16 protein-coding genes are annotated in these 14,351 nt (G+C 65.0%); 3 read left to right on the forward strand and 13 right to left on the reverse strand.

What is annotated here, in order from left to right; all coding sequences use genetic code 11:
* Window positions 1-10 precede the first annotated feature (10 nt).
* The 12 genes from EPD80_RS11530 to rpmH all read right to left on the reverse strand — a co-directional run bounded on the left by EPD80_RS11530 (window position 11) and on the right by rpmH (window position 11,315).
* Entirely contained in the window at window positions 11-1,255 is a 1,245-nt protein-coding gene (locus tag EPD80_RS11530; RefSeq protein WP_185957706.1) for a sigma-54-dependent Fis family transcriptional regulator, read from the reverse strand.
* Window positions 1,248-3,386, reverse strand: coding sequence for a sensor histidine kinase (locus tag EPD80_RS04465; RefSeq protein WP_142809736.1), 2,139 nt, complete (start codon window positions 3,384-3,386; stop codon window positions 1,248-1,250). Before EPD80_RS04465 ends, EPD80_RS11530 begins: the two co-directional genes overlap by 8 nt.
* A complete protein-coding gene (locus EPD80_RS04470; RefSeq protein WP_185957707.1) occupies window positions 3,383-3,991 on the reverse strand; it encodes a DUF4390 domain-containing protein in 609 nt (202 codons plus the stop codon). The genes EPD80_RS04465 and EPD80_RS04470 overlap by 4 nt, the downstream gene beginning before the upstream one ends.
* Entirely contained in the window at window positions 3,954-5,348 is a 1,395-nt protein-coding gene (gene rsmB / locus EPD80_RS04475; protein ID WP_142809740.1) for a 16S rRNA (cytosine(967)-C(5))-methyltransferase RsmB, read from the reverse strand. Before rsmB ends, EPD80_RS04470 begins: the two co-directional genes overlap by 38 nt.
* Window positions 5,345-6,217: a polyamine aminopropyltransferase gene (speE, locus tag EPD80_RS04480; RefSeq protein ID WP_142809742.1), complete on the reverse strand. Its 873-nt coding sequence runs from the start codon at window positions 6,215-6,217 to the stop codon at window positions 5,345-5,347. Before speE ends, rsmB begins: the two co-directional genes overlap by 4 nt.
* Before the next feature lie 4 nt (window positions 6,218-6,221).
* On the reverse strand, window positions 6,222-6,608 hold the full coding sequence (speD, locus tag EPD80_RS04485) for an adenosylmethionine decarboxylase (protein WP_142804037.1): 387 nt from the start codon (window positions 6,606-6,608) through the stop codon (window positions 6,222-6,224).
* A gap of 89 nt (window positions 6,609-6,697) precedes the next feature.
* Entirely contained in the window at window positions 6,698-7,510 is an 813-nt protein-coding gene (locus EPD80_RS04490; RefSeq protein ID WP_221928842.1) for a sulfite exporter TauE/SafE family protein, read from the reverse strand.
* Between the two features lie 22 nt (window positions 7,511-7,532).
* Entirely contained in the window at window positions 7,533-8,906 is a 1,374-nt protein-coding gene (mnmE, locus tag EPD80_RS04495) for a tRNA uridine-5-carboxymethylaminomethyl(34) synthesis GTPase MnmE (protein WP_142809746.1), read from the reverse strand.
* 13 nt (window positions 8,907-8,919) lie between these two features.
* Window positions 8,920-10,563, reverse strand: coding sequence for a membrane protein insertase YidC (gene yidC / locus EPD80_RS04500; RefSeq protein WP_142804040.1), 1,644 nt, complete (start codon window positions 10,561-10,563; stop codon window positions 8,920-8,922).
* Between the two features lie 37 nt (window positions 10,564-10,600).
* On the reverse strand, window positions 10,601-10,810 hold the full coding sequence (gene yidD, locus EPD80_RS04505) for a membrane protein insertion efficiency factor YidD (protein WP_142804041.1): 210 nt from the start codon (window positions 10,808-10,810) through the stop codon (window positions 10,601-10,603).
* Window positions 10,795-11,184, reverse strand: coding sequence for a ribonuclease P protein component (rnpA, locus tag EPD80_RS04510; protein ID WP_221928843.1), 390 nt, complete (start codon window positions 11,182-11,184; stop codon window positions 10,795-10,797). The genes yidD and rnpA overlap by 16 nt, the downstream gene beginning before the upstream one ends.
* Window positions 11,181-11,315: a 50S ribosomal protein L34 gene (gene rpmH, locus EPD80_RS04515; RefSeq protein ID WP_028875239.1), complete on the reverse strand. Its 135-nt coding sequence runs from the start codon at window positions 11,313-11,315 to the stop codon at window positions 11,181-11,183. Before rpmH ends, rnpA begins: the two co-directional genes overlap by 4 nt.
* A 95-nt stretch (window positions 11,316-11,410) precedes the next feature.
* Here rpmH and mobA point away from each other — a divergent pair, with 95 nt between their 5' ends.
* Window positions 11,411-12,025: a molybdenum cofactor guanylyltransferase MobA gene (gene mobA / locus EPD80_RS04520; RefSeq protein WP_142809748.1), complete on the forward strand. Its 615-nt coding sequence runs from the start codon at window positions 11,411-11,413 to the stop codon at window positions 12,023-12,025.
* A 1-nt stretch (window position 12,026) separates the two neighbouring features.
* Here the strand turns inward: mobA and moaC are convergent, their stop codons facing one another.
* Entirely contained in the window at window positions 12,027-12,506 is a 480-nt protein-coding gene (gene moaC / locus EPD80_RS04525) for a cyclic pyranopterin monophosphate synthase MoaC (RefSeq protein ID WP_142809750.1), read from the reverse strand.
* A 54-nt stretch (window positions 12,507-12,560) separates the two neighbouring features.
* Between moaC and moaA the strand changes: the two genes are divergently transcribed.
* Both moaA and yqeC read left to right on the forward strand, forming a co-directional pair.
* Window positions 12,561-13,571, forward strand: a complete 1,011-nt coding sequence (gene moaA, locus EPD80_RS04530; RefSeq protein ID WP_142809753.1) for a GTP 3',8-cyclase MoaA — start codon at window positions 12,561-12,563, stop codon at window positions 13,569-13,571.
* A 14-nt stretch (window positions 13,572-13,585) separates the two neighbouring features.
* Window positions 13,586-14,344, forward strand: a complete 759-nt coding sequence (gene yqeC / locus EPD80_RS04535) for a selenium cofactor biosynthesis protein YqeC (protein WP_142809754.1) — start codon at window positions 13,586-13,588, stop codon at window positions 14,342-14,344.
* Window positions 14,345-14,351: the final 7 nt, after the last annotated feature.

Here is a 14,351-nt window from a genome sequence, read left to right on the forward strand (position 1 = left end):
CGACGGTTTCTCACTCGACTTCCTGCCCTCGTTTGATCGTGAGTCCAAGCTGCTTGATTTTGCGGTATAGGTGCGTGCGCTCCAAACCGGCGAGCTCGGCCACCCGGCTCATGGGCAAGGCCTCTCGTTCGAGGAGTCGCTCGAAGTACATCCGTTCGAAGGCCTCGCGCGCCTCACGCAAGGGTAAAGTAAGCAAGCGCTCCAGCGTCGGTTGGTCAGGAAGCCCGAAAATCCGCTCGATCGCCTCCTGCAACACGACGCCCCCCTCATCGGCATCGAGCAGGGCCTCGGCCAACCCCAGCAAGTCCATCTCTTGGGGCAGCATCCCTTTTGGCATGCGTGTCATGCTACCGGGAGGCAATCGGGGTACGGTATCGCTCCCGCGCCGTTTGGCAACTTCCGACAGAGCCAAGGGCATCAGGGTGTCGAGGACGCGCAATGCCTCCTCCCGCCTCGGCACTGGGACACAGCACCGCGCAAAGACCCTACTCAGGAGCTCGGGCCACCCTTCCTTGGCCAATGCCTCGGCCGGCGTGTGACCAAAGACGACCACCTTGGCCTGATATTCGTCGCGTCGCTCGAGCGCGAAACAGAGATTTTTCTGTTGTAGTCGCGTGAGATCCTGGGCTCGCAGGACGAACCAATGCCCCCCTCGAGCGCGCTGAAGTTTCTCGCGTGACAGTGGTTGGGTCTCGCTACCGAGATCGAGCCAAGGACCTTCGCGTAACTTGAGCGCCAGCGCCAACGCTTCGATGAGGAATGAATCGGCCACTTGCAGATAAAGCACCCGCTCGCGCTGCAAAGATTCCCTCGCTTTTTCGAGCACGGAGGTCAACAGCGGATGTTCGCCCAGTCGCCCGATCACCACCTCGTTGGGAATTTTTGCCTGACGAGAGCGCGCCACCGCCTCCTTGATCGCCGGCAGCAGTTTCTGCATCGAGATCGGTTTCTCGAGAAAATCGATCGCTCCGATCCGGGTTGCCTCGACCGCCGTGTCGATCGTGGCGTGACCCGACATCATGATCACCGGCGGCGCTGGCGGCTGCCGTCCCATCCACTGTCGCAGGAGCGTGATGCCGTCGACGTCGGGCATCCAGATGTCGAGCAGGATCACGTCGGGCCGCTCCGTCTCCAGGCGCTCGTTCGCTTGCAGCCCGTTCTCGGCCGTCTCGACGGCATAACCCTCGTCTTCGAGGATCTCACGCAGCAACTCGCGGATACCGACTTCATCGTCGACGATGAGCACTCTAGCCATCGCGACCTCCTTCACGTACGTCGTCGCCGAGCGGGAATTCGATCTCCACCATCGCCCCTCCTTCCGCCCGGTTGACCAGACGGACCCTCGCGCCATGATCATCGAGGATCTTCTTGATCACCGCCAGACCCAGCCCCGTCCCCTTGGGCTTGGTCGTGAAATAGGGCTCGAACGCGTGGCGTAGGAGTTCCGAAGGGAATCCGGGGCCATTGTCGAGCACCCGGAGGGTGAGGGTATCCGCCTTGCGCCCAAGCTCGATGCGGATCAGGCCGTCCTGACGTCCCTCCAGCGCATCCTGCGCATTCTGGATGAGATTATGCAACACTTGACGCAATTGGGAAGCATCGGCCCGCAGCGCCGGCAAAGCCTCCTGAGGCAAGTCGAGCTCCAGGCGCGCCGGTGAGGATTCGTACAGGACGAGGACGCTGCGCAACAAGGATTCCACGTCGAGCCAGTCCTTTTTCGGCGCGGGAAGACGAGCATAATCGCGGAAGGCGTTGACCAGGTTTTTCATCGCCTCCACCTGATCGATGATCGTTTGCGTGGCGCGCTCGAGCATCTGCCGCGCCTCGGGATCGAGACGATCGGCGAGCTTGTAGCGCAAGCGCTCGGCCGAGAGCTGGATCGGGGTGAGCGGATTCTTGATCTCGTGCGCGAGGCGCCGCGCCACCTCGCCCCAAGCGGCGGTGCGCTGCGCCTGCACGAGGTCGGTGACGTCGTCGAACACGACCAGGCGACCGCTGCCGTGGCGGGTCGGCAGAGAGGCCACGTGCAGCAGCAAGATCTGCGTGTGCCCGTCGGCGCAGCGACGGCGCCATTCGATGGGACCTGCCGGCTCACGACCGATGAGCTCGGCGATCAAGGTGGAAAACTCCGGCTCGATCGTCCAGCAGGAGGGCGCAATCCCCGTGCACCCCTGCAGATCGACTTCGAGGATACGAGAAGCCGCGGCATTGGCGATGGTCAACTTCCCTTCCACATCGAACGCCAGCACGCCCGTGCTGAGGTTGGCGAGGATCGTCTCCAGGTAAGCGCGCGCCGCCTCGATCTGGGCGCGCGATTCTTCCGCTGCCTGCCGAGCCTGTGCGAGTTGCTGCGTCATCGCATCGAACGAGCGCGTCAGCACTCCCAGCTCGTCGCGCGCCGCGATCGGGGCAAGCGGCCGGTAGTCGCCCGATGCCACCGCCCTCGTTCCTTCCGCCAACACCATCAGCGGCGCGATGAACTTACGCGACAGATACATTGCCAGTGCGAGTGCCGCAAGCAGTGACAGCAGCACCGTGATCGTGAGCGTGAGCGCATAAATGCGCTGTAGCCCCTCCTTTCCGACCACGATCTGCTGATAGTCTTGGTACGCAGTTTGTACGGCATCGATCTGTTCGCTGATGTTCCACGGCACCCGCTGCACCATCTGAACGAAAGCGGCCTCGAACGTCGCACCCGGCGTGCGCGCCTCCAGCGCCGCCACCACCCGGATCACGGGAACACCGTCCGGGGGAGTATCCACACGGTGGAAAATCCCCGTACTCCTCGCCACTTGAAGTTCGACCGAAGACGGCAACACCGAGCTCAGCCATCGATCGTCGGGGCTCACCGTCACCAAGGGCGTTCCCTTGGCGTTGAGTACCGTGATCGAGGCGAGCCCCAGATTCTCGCGCAACGGCGTCAGCGTGTCGACGTCGAAACTCCCCTCTCGGGCAATGTGGGTGCGCAAGGTCTCTGCATCGCGCCGAGCCTTCAAGACCAGATTGTCGAGGGTATTGCGCGCCAGCGCCACGCCGCTCTCCAATGCCCTCTCGACCCGGACGTCGAACCACGTCTCGATCGAGCGCACGACGAAGAACATCGACACCAGGTACAAGATCACCGCCGGAATGAGTGCCATGGCGGTAAACATCAGCGTCAAGCGTACGCGCAGGCGTGTACCGAACTTTTTGCGCCGGTACTGACGATAGAGATGCCAGGCGTGACGGCCAAGTAGCACACCGAGACCGGTCACCACCGCCGCATTCAGGGTCAGAAAGTAAGGAAAAGCACTGCCGAAAACGTCGGTATTGCTGCTCGCGGTAGCGAGCAGAAAGATCGAAATCGCCACCACCGCGAGAATCACGACCATCAGGCCGCGATTCATCGTTCTCTCCACGGATACCAGCGATAAGGCTCGACCACCCAAACGTAATCATCGTTCCCCAGGGCCGTTGCCCGAACCGTCTGCGGCGATCGGCTCAAATCGACGGCCAGTTTCAGTTCCGCACGCACGTCGGTTAGCGGGTTGAAGATGTCGCCAGCCACGGGCCAGGCGCGGATCTTCCGCAATGCCTGCATCAGCGATTCTCGATCGTAAAACGCGTGCGTCGATTCGCCCACGGAAAGAAGCCAATCCTGGGTAACGGGCCGATACCTTATCGTGATGCGCCAAAATTTGCCATAGACCAGCTGATCGCTCCAGTACCAACGCTCACGATAGAGCATCAGCTCGAGCCGCAGCGGCAGCTCGATGCCCCGTTGTAGCAGATCCTCCCACATTGGAGGAAAACGCTCCATGTTCAGGTCGGCATCGAGGAACCAAGCGCCGGATTCGTTGCGCCATAGTCGGGCGTGTGCGATTTTGGCCGTCACTTCCCGAGCGCTCGCCCCAAGGCCGAACCCGCCCAATACCATCGCCCCCATGGCGATCAGGGTTCGGCGGCGAGATGAATCAATGGTTTTTGCGTAACAGCGCGTAGAAGAACCCATCGTGCGTCTCGTCCGGGAAAAGAGTGATCGTCTCGCGATTCCCCTCGAGAGGAACGGCCCGTGCATCGCGATGACGTTTCAAAAACGCCCGCACTCGCTCTTCGTTTTCCTCGGCGAAAAGAGAACAAGTGGCGTACAACAGCCGCCCGCCCGGCGCGAGCAAAGGCCATAAGCCTTCGAGGATCTCGCCCTGTTGGCGGGCGAAACCGGCAACGTCCTCTGCGCGGCGCAACCACTTGATGTCTGGATGACGTCGCGCCACGCCGCTGCCGGAACACGGCACATCGGCGAGGATAGCATCGAACGGCTTACCATCCCACCAGCGCTTTGGATGACGCGCGTCGCCGCGAACGATCTGCACCGGTACATCCACCCGCGCCAGAGCACGGCGCAGCGCCGCGAGCCGCGACTCCTCGACATCGACGGCCGTGAGTTCGATATCGGCCAACTCCAGCAAATGCGCGCTCTTGCCACCCGGTGCAGCGCAGGCATCGAGCACGCGCTCGCCGTCAACCGGAGCGAGCAGACGCGCCGCGAACTGGGCCCCCACGTCTTGGGGCGAGACCCAACCCTCGGCGATGCCGGGGACTTTCGCCACCGGCATCGGCCGTTCCAGCAGCAGCGCCATCGGACCGACCTGACGCACGGCGATGCCGGCCTCGGCAAACCGCGCGAGCGCCTCGTCTTCGTCGATGCGGCGGCGGTTGAGCCGTAAACCCATCGGTGGATGGGTGTTGCCGGCATGCAGCACATCTTCCCACTCGAGCGGATGCTGCGCGCGCACCTTGTCGATCCACCAACGGGGATGGCGGAAATGCGCCACCGCCACGTCCTGCTCCTCCGGCCCAACCGCGGGCACGGCGGCACTCGCGCGCGCCGCCTCGGCGAGCGCCTCGGGGTGCAGCACCTCGCGCTCGCGCAGGAACGTGCGCAACAAGGCATTGGCGAACCCTGCCAGACGTTCTTGCCGCGCACGCACACAGCTCACGCTCTGATGAGTGAGCGCATGCGCATCGCGCGGACCGTCGCGCAGCGCCGACAGCGCCACCAGCAAAGGGGCGAGCACCGGCTCGGGTACGCCACGAGGAGCGAGCCGCGCCAAAACCCAGCGCCCCCAACCGTAGTCACGCAGAGCGCTCCAGGCCAGATCACGCACCCGCCCCCAGGCGCCGGGCTCGGTCACGGGATGCGCCGCACGCAGGGCGTGATAATGCTCCAGCGCATTGTGTCCCGCGAGGACCCTGTCGACGACCTGGGCTGCGAGCTCGATCGCACCGCTCAAGGTGCGGGGATCGACCTCGGGCGATGTTCCACGTGAAACATTGCGTCCGGCCGCAGCCGGCGAGCGTTCCTTCACGGCTGCATGATCTCGCGCAAATAGCGTGGCATGACCAAACGCGCCCGATAGGTTTCGCCGTCGAGATAGCGCAGGTCGCGCAATCCCCGCTCGGCGATGCGCGCGTCCACCGTCGCCGCGTCGAGCGATGCCGGATCGAGCGTGTCGGAAGCACAGGCGAGCGTCCAGTTCGCCCCGTAGAGCGGGATGTAGTGCAGATGGGGACGAACATGGGCGAAGACCGCGCGCAGGCGCCGCAGCAGCTCGCGCACCCGCTCGGGCTGATGATCCGGCGCCCCCACGTGCAGCGACAGCGCCCCACCCTCGGCGAGCAACGCCTTGCACGCCCGGAAAAACTCCTCTTGATAGAGCGCCGCCGCCGGCCCCACCGGATCGGTGAGATCCAGCACCACGAGGTCGAATTTCCTTCCCTCGGCCGGAGCCACGCGGCGCACGTATTCCAGGCCGTCTTGCACGCGCAGCTCCAGACGCGGATCGTCGAGCGCGCCGCGATGCACCGCGTGAAAATAGGTGCGTGCGAGCTCGACCACCTTCTCGTCGAGCTCGACGAGCACCACCTGCTGCATCGTGCGGTATTTGAAGAGCTCCTCGGCCGAACCGCCATCGCCGCCGCCGATGACGAGCGCCGAACGCGGCCCCGCATGCGCGAGCCCCGGCACATGGACGAGATTCTCGTGATAGATGCACTCATCGGTCTCGCTCGTCATCGCGCAGCCATCGAGGCGGAACATGCGCCCGAAAAGCGGCGAGACCCATACCTCGTATTCCTGGTAGCGGCTGCGACCGCGTTCCAGGCACTCGGTCACGTCGAAATAATAGCCGCTCCAATCACTCAAGGACTCCCACAGCCGCGTCGTCCGCTCGCTCATGGCCTCACTCCCGCGGCGCGATCTTACCGCGCACCACCGAATGGCTCACCACCTCCATCGGATTGAGCGTTTCGATCACACGGCGAAACACCTGCCTGGCGAGCTCGGAGTTGTCCTTGGAGAAATTACACACGTACACGTCCAGCGTGACGTTGCCCGTTTCGGGCCAGGTATGGATGGCCAGGTGAGACTCGGCCAACACCACCGTGCCGGTGACGCCGGCATTCTCGCCGTTGTCGTGTCGGAACTGATAGAAATAAGCGCCCAACGGCGTCAGTCCTGCCTCACGGCACTCCTGCACGCACAAGGTCTCCAACCGTTCCCGGTCGGTGAGCAGAGCGACATCGCAGCGGCAATCATAGAGATCCGCAATCAGATGAAGACCGTTCATCTCCACTTCTCCCGGCCAGCCATGGAAAACCGAAGATTATACAACGAACTGCCCGAAGGCGTTCATTCCCCTCTGCGGTGTGCCCGCAATCAGAATAAATATGGGGACAATTGTTCCCAACTCAAGCGCACGATCAGCACCGTCACCACGACGAGGAAGAGCTTGCGTACGAAGCCGGAACCATGGCGCAATGCCAAGCCGCTGCCGACGCGCGAACCCAGGACGTTGCACAGCGCCAACCACCCTCCCAGGGCCCAGGCGATGTGTGCATGGCCCCAGAAATAGGCGATGGCCGCAACGTTCGTCGCCACGTTGCCGACCTTGGCCAAGGCCGACGCATGGAGAAAATCCAGGCGCAACAGACGCACGAAGGCGAAAATAAAGAAGCTTCCCGTCCCGGGGCCGAAGAAACCGTCGTAGAACCCGATCACCAAGCCGATGCCCGTCGCCCGACCCAGATCGGCCCGTTCCCAAGCCGCAGTGCGAGACTGCAGACCAAAGTCCTTTTTGGCAAAGGTATAGACTGCCACCAGGCTCAGCAGCACCAGCACCATGGGCCGCGCCCATTCGCGTGGGAAATGCGTCACCGCGCTCGCCCCGAACCAGCTACCCAGCCCAGCCGCCGTCGCCACCGTCGCCAACAACGCGCCCGGCAAGGCGATGCGTCGCAAATATTGCCGCGCCGCCGCCGCCGTGCCCACCACGGAAGCGACCTTGTTCGTGCCGAAGAGATCGGCGAGCGGCGCCTGCGGAAAAGCGAGCAACAAAGCGGGGACCTGGATGAGCCCTCCGCCCCCCACCGCGGCATCGATGAGCCCCGCGAGAAAGGCCGCCCCACCCAGGACGAGCCATATCCAGCTCAAATCTTCGAGCCCCACTCCTTCTCCTTTCGAATGTTCCACGTGGAACATTCCGGCGATATTCTCATTTGCCGATGCAGAATCGGCTGAAAATCTCGCCGAGCAGATCCTCCACGTCGTATTCTCCGAGGATGCGTCCGAGCGCCCGGTGGGCCATACGCAGCTCTTCGGCGAGGAGCTCGAGCGCATCACCCGTTTCCAGCGCCGCGGCGAGCGAGCCACGCGCCTCGCGCAAGGCCTCCAGATGCCGCTCGCGCGCCAGTACCACGTCTTCCCCCTGGGCGTGCCAGCCGGCCACCTCCAGCAACGCCGCACGCAGCAGGTCCAGACCCTCGCCGGTGCGTGCCGACAGCCACACGCGCTCGCGGATGCGCCCGCCTTCTCCCGTCTCGCGCCGCGGCGCCTCACCCGTCAAATCGATCTTGTTCACCACCTCGATCACCGGCACTTCGGGTGGAGCGAGCGCCAGCACTTCCTCGAGCGGTGTCGGCTCGGATCGATCGAGCGCGCGCAGCGCGAGCACCACGTCGGCCTGCGCGATCGCTTCGCGCGTACGCGCCACGCCGATGCGCTCCACGGGGTCTTCGGTGGCCCGCAGTCCCGCCGTGTCGATCACGTAGAGCGGAATCCCCTCGATCTGGATCGCCTCGCGCAACACGTCGCGGGTGGTACCGGCGATGTCGGTGACGATCGCCCGCTCCTCCCCCATCAAGGCGTTGAGCAGGCTCGACTTGCCGACGTTGGGCGCACCGGCGATGACCACGTGCAGCCCCCGGCGCAACAATGCCCCCTGGCGCGCGTTCTCGAGCAGCCGATCGAGAACGGACAGCGTTTCGGCGACCTTCTCGCGGATGCGCGCGGCGGCGATGAGCTCCAGATCCTCTTCGGGAAAATCGAGCGAAGCCTCGACCCACATGCGCGCCTCGATCAGGCGCTCCTGCAGCGCGCGCACGGCGCGGGAAAATTCCCCCGTGAGCGAACGCGCCGCCCCTCGGGCCGCAGCCCGAGTCGAGGCGTCGATCAGATCGGCCACGGCCTCAGCCTGTGCCAGATCGATCTTGCCGGCAAGAAAGGCGCGCTCGGTGAATTCTCCGGGACGGGCGAGCCGAGCACCCAGCTCGAGGCAGCGCTCGAGCAACAGTTGCAGCACCACGGGCCCGCCGTGTCCGTGCAGCTCCAGCACGTCTTCGCCGGTAAACGAATGCGGGGCCGGAAAGTACAGCGCCAACCCCTCGTCGATCACCGCGCCCTGCGCATCGCGAAAGCGCGCAAACGTCGCCCTGCGCGGCGCCGGCACCCGCCCGAGCAACGCCTCGGAAAAGGCCGCGAGCCCCGGGCCCGAGACCCGCACCACACCGATGCCGCCGCGCCCCGGGGCGGTAGCGATCGCCGCGATCACCTCGCGCGGCGCCCCTTCCGTGTGCCGCTCTTTGCTCACGCCCTCGCCGACCTCACTTCGACGCCTTGCCACCCGCCTCGATCTGCCGTGTGATCAGCCACTGCTGGGCGATCGACAGCACGTTGTTCGTCAGCCAATAGAGCACCAAACCGGCAGGGAACCACAGGAACATCACCGTGAACACGATGGGCATGGCGAGCATCAGTTTCGCCTGCATCGGATCGACCGGCTGCGGGTTGAGCTTCATCTGCACGAACATCGACGCGCCCATGAGGAGGGGCAGCACGAAGTAAGGATCACGCATCGACAGATCCTGGATCCACAGGATCCACGGTGCCTGGCGCATCTCGACGCTATTGAGCAGCACCCAGTAAAGCGCGATGAAAACCGGGATCTGCACCAGGATGGGCAGGCAGCCGCCCAGCGGATTGACCTTCTCCTCCTGGTAGATGCGCATCATCTCCTGCTGCATGCGCGCCTTGTCGTCGCCATAGAGCTCCTTGAGGCGCTGCAGTCGGGGGGTGAGCGCGCGCATCTTGGCCATCGAACGGTAGCTCGCTGCCGACAAGGGATAGAAAATCGCTTTCAGAAGCACCGTCACCAGCACGATCGCCCAGCCCCAGTTCCCAGTGAGCTTGTACAACCAGGACAGTACCCAGAAGAGCGGCGCGGCGATCACCGTAAACCAACCGTAATCGACCACCAGGTCGAACCCCGGCGCGAGCGTACCCAGCACGCTCTGCGTCTGCGGCCCGGCATAGAGGCGCACCGATCCCTCCTTCGCCTCACCCGGCGCGACCGTCCCCAGCGGCAGGATCACGCCTGCCTGGAACAAGCCCCCCTCCACCGGCCGGACGTAGAACTCGCGCTGCACCCCCTCCTGCGGCAACCAAGCCGCGACGAAGTAATGCTGCACCATGGCGATCCAGCCATCCTGCGCGAGCCGCGGAAACTCCGCCTTGCCTTTGAGCACGTCCTCGAAGTCGATCTTCTTGTACTTGCTCTCGGCGGTATAGATCGCCGGGCCGGTGAACGTGCGAACCCCGAAGAGCGAATGCTCCTCGGCCGGCAAGCCATCGCGCAGGAATTGATAATACGTCGACGCTTCGATCGGCGCCGTGCCCGCGTTGGCAACCTCGTGGCGCACCTCGACCAGATATTCGCCGCGCTTGAAACGCAGCACTTTGGTCACGAGCGCCCCATCGTCCGCCTGAGCCGTGAGCCGAACTTCCAGCACGTCCTGCCCTGGCGCAAGCCGTACGGCCTCGGCCGGCAGCTGCCATTGCGAGCGGTGGTTCGGCAGGCCCGCTCCGATCAGCCCCGACTGCACCCGATAGACGTGGCCGGCGCGGCCATCGTCGAAGAGTATGAAGGGCTTGCTGTGATCCTCACGCGCCGAGTGGTCCTTGAAGGCGAGGAAAACGATGTCGCCACCGCGCTCCGAGATCTCCGCGGTAAAGCGATCGGTCTCGACCACCATGCGGCGCGCCTGGGCCTCTTCGATCGCTCCGGAAGCCGGTGCCACGGCGGCCCGCTGCGACTGGGGTACCTCACCCAGACCGGCCCCCTGTTGGGTTGCGACGGGACGCTCGGCTTGCGGCTGCGGCGCCGGCTGGTTGTGGCGCAACCACGCCTCCCACAGCATCACCAACGAGAAAAGGAACACCAACAACGGGATCAGACGGCGTTGCTCCATGGATCCATCCTGGAAAACGGGCAAAATAATCGGCGAATTATGGCACAGGGTCGTGCCCGCCGGGATGAAAGGGATGGCAACGTAACACCCGCCGCATCCCCAGCCACAGGCCTTTCACGGCCCCGTGGCGCTCGATCGCTTCCAACGTATATTGCGAGCAGCTCGGGTAAAACCGGCAGTTACGCCCCAGCCAAGGGCTGATCGCCACTTGATAACCCCGGATGAGCGCGATCAGGAGGCGGCGCATTTGCCGGCCTCCCGCGCAAGCCGCTCGAAGCAGGAAAGGAGATCCTCGCGCAGCATCCGACGCGTGGCCTCGACGATCGGCGCGCTCAGCCGCACCACCACGTCGCAGGCCGGCAGCCGCCCCTTCTCGAGGCGAAAGGTCTCGCGCGCGATGCGCTTGACGAGATTGCGCTGATGCGCGCGCCGCACGAGTTTCTTCGCCACCACCAGCCCCAGGCGCGGGCGACCCAGCTCGTTGAGGCTCCAGTGGACGGAAAAAAAACGCCCGCGGATCACCCGCCGCGCCGTGAAGACGCGCGAGAATTCGGACGGTCGCAGCAGGCGGTCGGCACGGCGAAAACGTGCCTCCGCCTCAGACGGGATCTCGCCGCTCAAACGGCCAGGCGATGACGACCCTTGGCCCGCCGCGCCCGGATCACGGAGCGGCCACCCCGGGTGCGCATGCGCACGAGGAAACCATGGGTACGCTTGCGACGGATCTTGGAGGGTTGATAGGTGCGTTTCATGGGACCACCTCGAACGGGAAAATCTCGTTATTTAACAGACAAGCAGAGGACATGTCAAGGAAAATCACGGGGATCAAATCGGTTACACTGCGCGCATGCCTGTGCCGCCCTTGCCTTTTCACCCTCCTCTAACCGGCCTCATCCTCGCCGGCGGTCGCGGCACGCGGCTGGGCGGCGTCGACAAAGGCTTGGTCGAACTGCACGGACGGCCGCTCGTCGAGTACGTGCTCGACCGGCTTCGCCCCCAGACCGAGGCGATCCTCATCAACGCCAATCGTCACCACGAACGATACGCCGCCTATGGCGTGCCGGTGATTCCGGATCTCGAAGGCGGATTCGCCGGGCCGCTCGCCGGCATCGCCGCGGGGCTCGCCGCTGCGCGCACCGACTGGGTGGTCGTCGTCCCCTGCGATTGCCCCTTGTTGCCGTCCGACCTCGTCGATCGCCTATGGCAGGCGCGCTGCGCCGCAGGAGCCGACGTGGCCGTCGCCCGGGCAGCAGGGCGGTTGCAACCAGTCTTCGTGCTTTTACCGGTGACTGCGCGCGTCGAGCTCGAACGCCGTTTGCGCGCGGGCGAGCGCAAGGTCGCAGTCTGGCTCACGGCGCAACGCTTGGCGATCGCCGATTTTTCCGACCAAGCCGAGGCTTTCGTCAACCTGAATACCGAGGAAGAACGGCGTGCGCTGGAAGAACGCCTTGGCGTGAGATGATTCACCCCTGCCGCTGCCACGTCCCCGAGCGCCCGCCGCTCTTGTGCACCAAGCCGACGTCGGTGATGCGCATCCCCTTGTCGATCGCCTTGCACATGTCGTAGACCGTGAGGAGCGCCACCTGCACCGCCGTGAGCGCTTCCATCTCCACGCCGGTGCGCTCGCGCGTCTCGGCCCGGGCGCGGCAGCGCACCGCCACGCGTTCCGCTACCGGCTCCACCTCCACTTCCAGGTGCGTGAGCGCCACCGGATGGCACAGCGGCACCAATTCCCAAGTGCGTTTCGCGGCCATGATCCCGGCGATGCGCGCCGCCGCCAGCGCGTCACCTTTCTTCAGGTTGCCCGCTACGAGCGCCGTGAGTGCCTCCGGCGACATTTCGAGGTATCCTTCGGCAATCGCGACCCGATGCGTCTTCTCCTTCTCCCCGACGTCCACCATGTGGGCAGTACCGGCGGCAGTGAGGTGCGGCAAATCGGCCATGACAACTCCAAAACGCGATGTTCGTGACCCCACGATGATACAGGAGCCGCCGCGATGGACACCCGAGCCCCGGCCACCCCGCCCCTGATCGACCGCTTCGGCCGACACGTCACCTACGTGCGCCTGTCGGTAACGGACCGCTGCGACTTGCGCTGCGTCTACTGCATGAACGAGCAGATGACTTTCCTGCCCAAGGCGCGCATCCTGACTCTGGAAGAAATGGCGCTGATCGGCCGCGCCTTCGTCGAGCTGGGCGTGACGAAACTGCGCATCACCGGGGGCGAGCCCCTCGTACGGCAAAACGTCCTCTCGCTCTTCGCCGAACTGGGCAAACTCCCCGGCCTGAAAGAGCTCACGCTCACGACCAACGGCTCCCAGCTCGCTCGCCATGCCGTGGCGCTGCGTGAGGCCGGCGTGCGGCGCATCAACGTGAGCCTCGACAGCCTGCGCCCCGAGCGCTTTCGCGCCATCTCGCGCGTGGGCAGCCTCGACAAGGTGCTCGAGGGCATCGAAGCCGCCCGGCACGCCGGGTTCGAGGCGATCAAACTCAACGCCGTACCGATGCGCGGCATCAACGACGATGAGATCCTCGATCTGGTCGAATTCGCCGCCGAACGCGGTTTCACCCTCTGTTTCATCGAGGAGATGCCACTCGGCGAGCTCGAAGGACACGATCGGTACGCGAGTTTCGTGCCCAGCGACGAAGTGCGCGCACGCATCCTCGAGCGCTATACCCTGCTGCCCACCGTCGAGCGCACCGGCGGCCCGGCCCGTTACGAGCGCATCGCCGAGACCGGCACCCTCGTCGGATTCATCTCGCCCCATAGCCACAATTTCTGCGACAACTGCAACCGCGTGCGCGTCACCACCGAAGGGCGGCTCTTGCTGTGCCTGGGGCAAGAGCACTCGGTCGACCTGCGCCGGGTGCTGCGCACCCATCCCGGCGAACTCGAACCGCTCAAGGAAGCCATCGTCGCCGCGATGGCGATCAAACCCAAAGGGCACGAGTTCGATCTCACCGCCAAACCCGTGCTCTTCCGGCACATGAACGCCACCGGCGGTTGACGAAAGGGAGTCCGATGAACGAACGCACGAGCGCACTCCTCGAGGCACTGGGCGCCCAAAGCGGCATCCTCGCTGCCGTCGGCGCCGGCGGCAAGAAGACCACGCTCTACCAGATCTTCGCCGCCCACCCCGGACGCGTGGCCCTCACCACCACCACCTTCATCACCGACTTCGCTCCCGAACTCGGCGCCGAGATCCTCGTCGCTCCTGAAGACGAACTCGAAGAAAAGGTACGCGCGAGCCGCGCACGCAAAGTGGCCTACGCCACGCCCTCGGACAAGCCGGGGCGGGTGGCGGCCGTGTCCGGAGAGTGCATCGCCAGGCTGCACCGCGAGGGCGGGCTCGATCTCACGCTGGTGAAGGCCGACGGGGCCCGTTCGCGGCTCCTCAAAGCCCCTGCGCCGCACGAACCGAGCCTGCCCGCGGCGACCGACACGGTGCTCCTCGTCCTTTCGCTGCAGGCGCTGGGGCAGCCCCTCTCCGAGACGATCGCGCACCGCCCCGAGCGCGTCTCCGCCCTCACCGGCCGCGCCCTCGGCGAGCCGGTGGCCATTCCCGACTTCGTCGCGCTCTACACCCGCGAAGAGGGTCTCTTGCAAGGCACGGCAGGAAAACGCGTGATCCCCGTGCTCAACATGGTCGACGACGATCGCCTCCTATCCGCCGCCCGCGCGATCGCCGAGGCGACGCTCGCCGCCTGCCCGCGCTTCGAGCGCTTCGTGCTCACGAGCCTACGAAAGCCAGGCTATCTCGTGGAGGTCGTGCGGCGCTGACGGCTCC

Source organism: Tepidiphilus olei, from assembly GCF_006980705.1.
In the GTDB taxonomy this organism is placed as follows: domain Bacteria; phylum Pseudomonadota; class Gammaproteobacteria; order Burkholderiales; family Rhodocyclaceae; genus Tepidiphilus; species Tepidiphilus olei.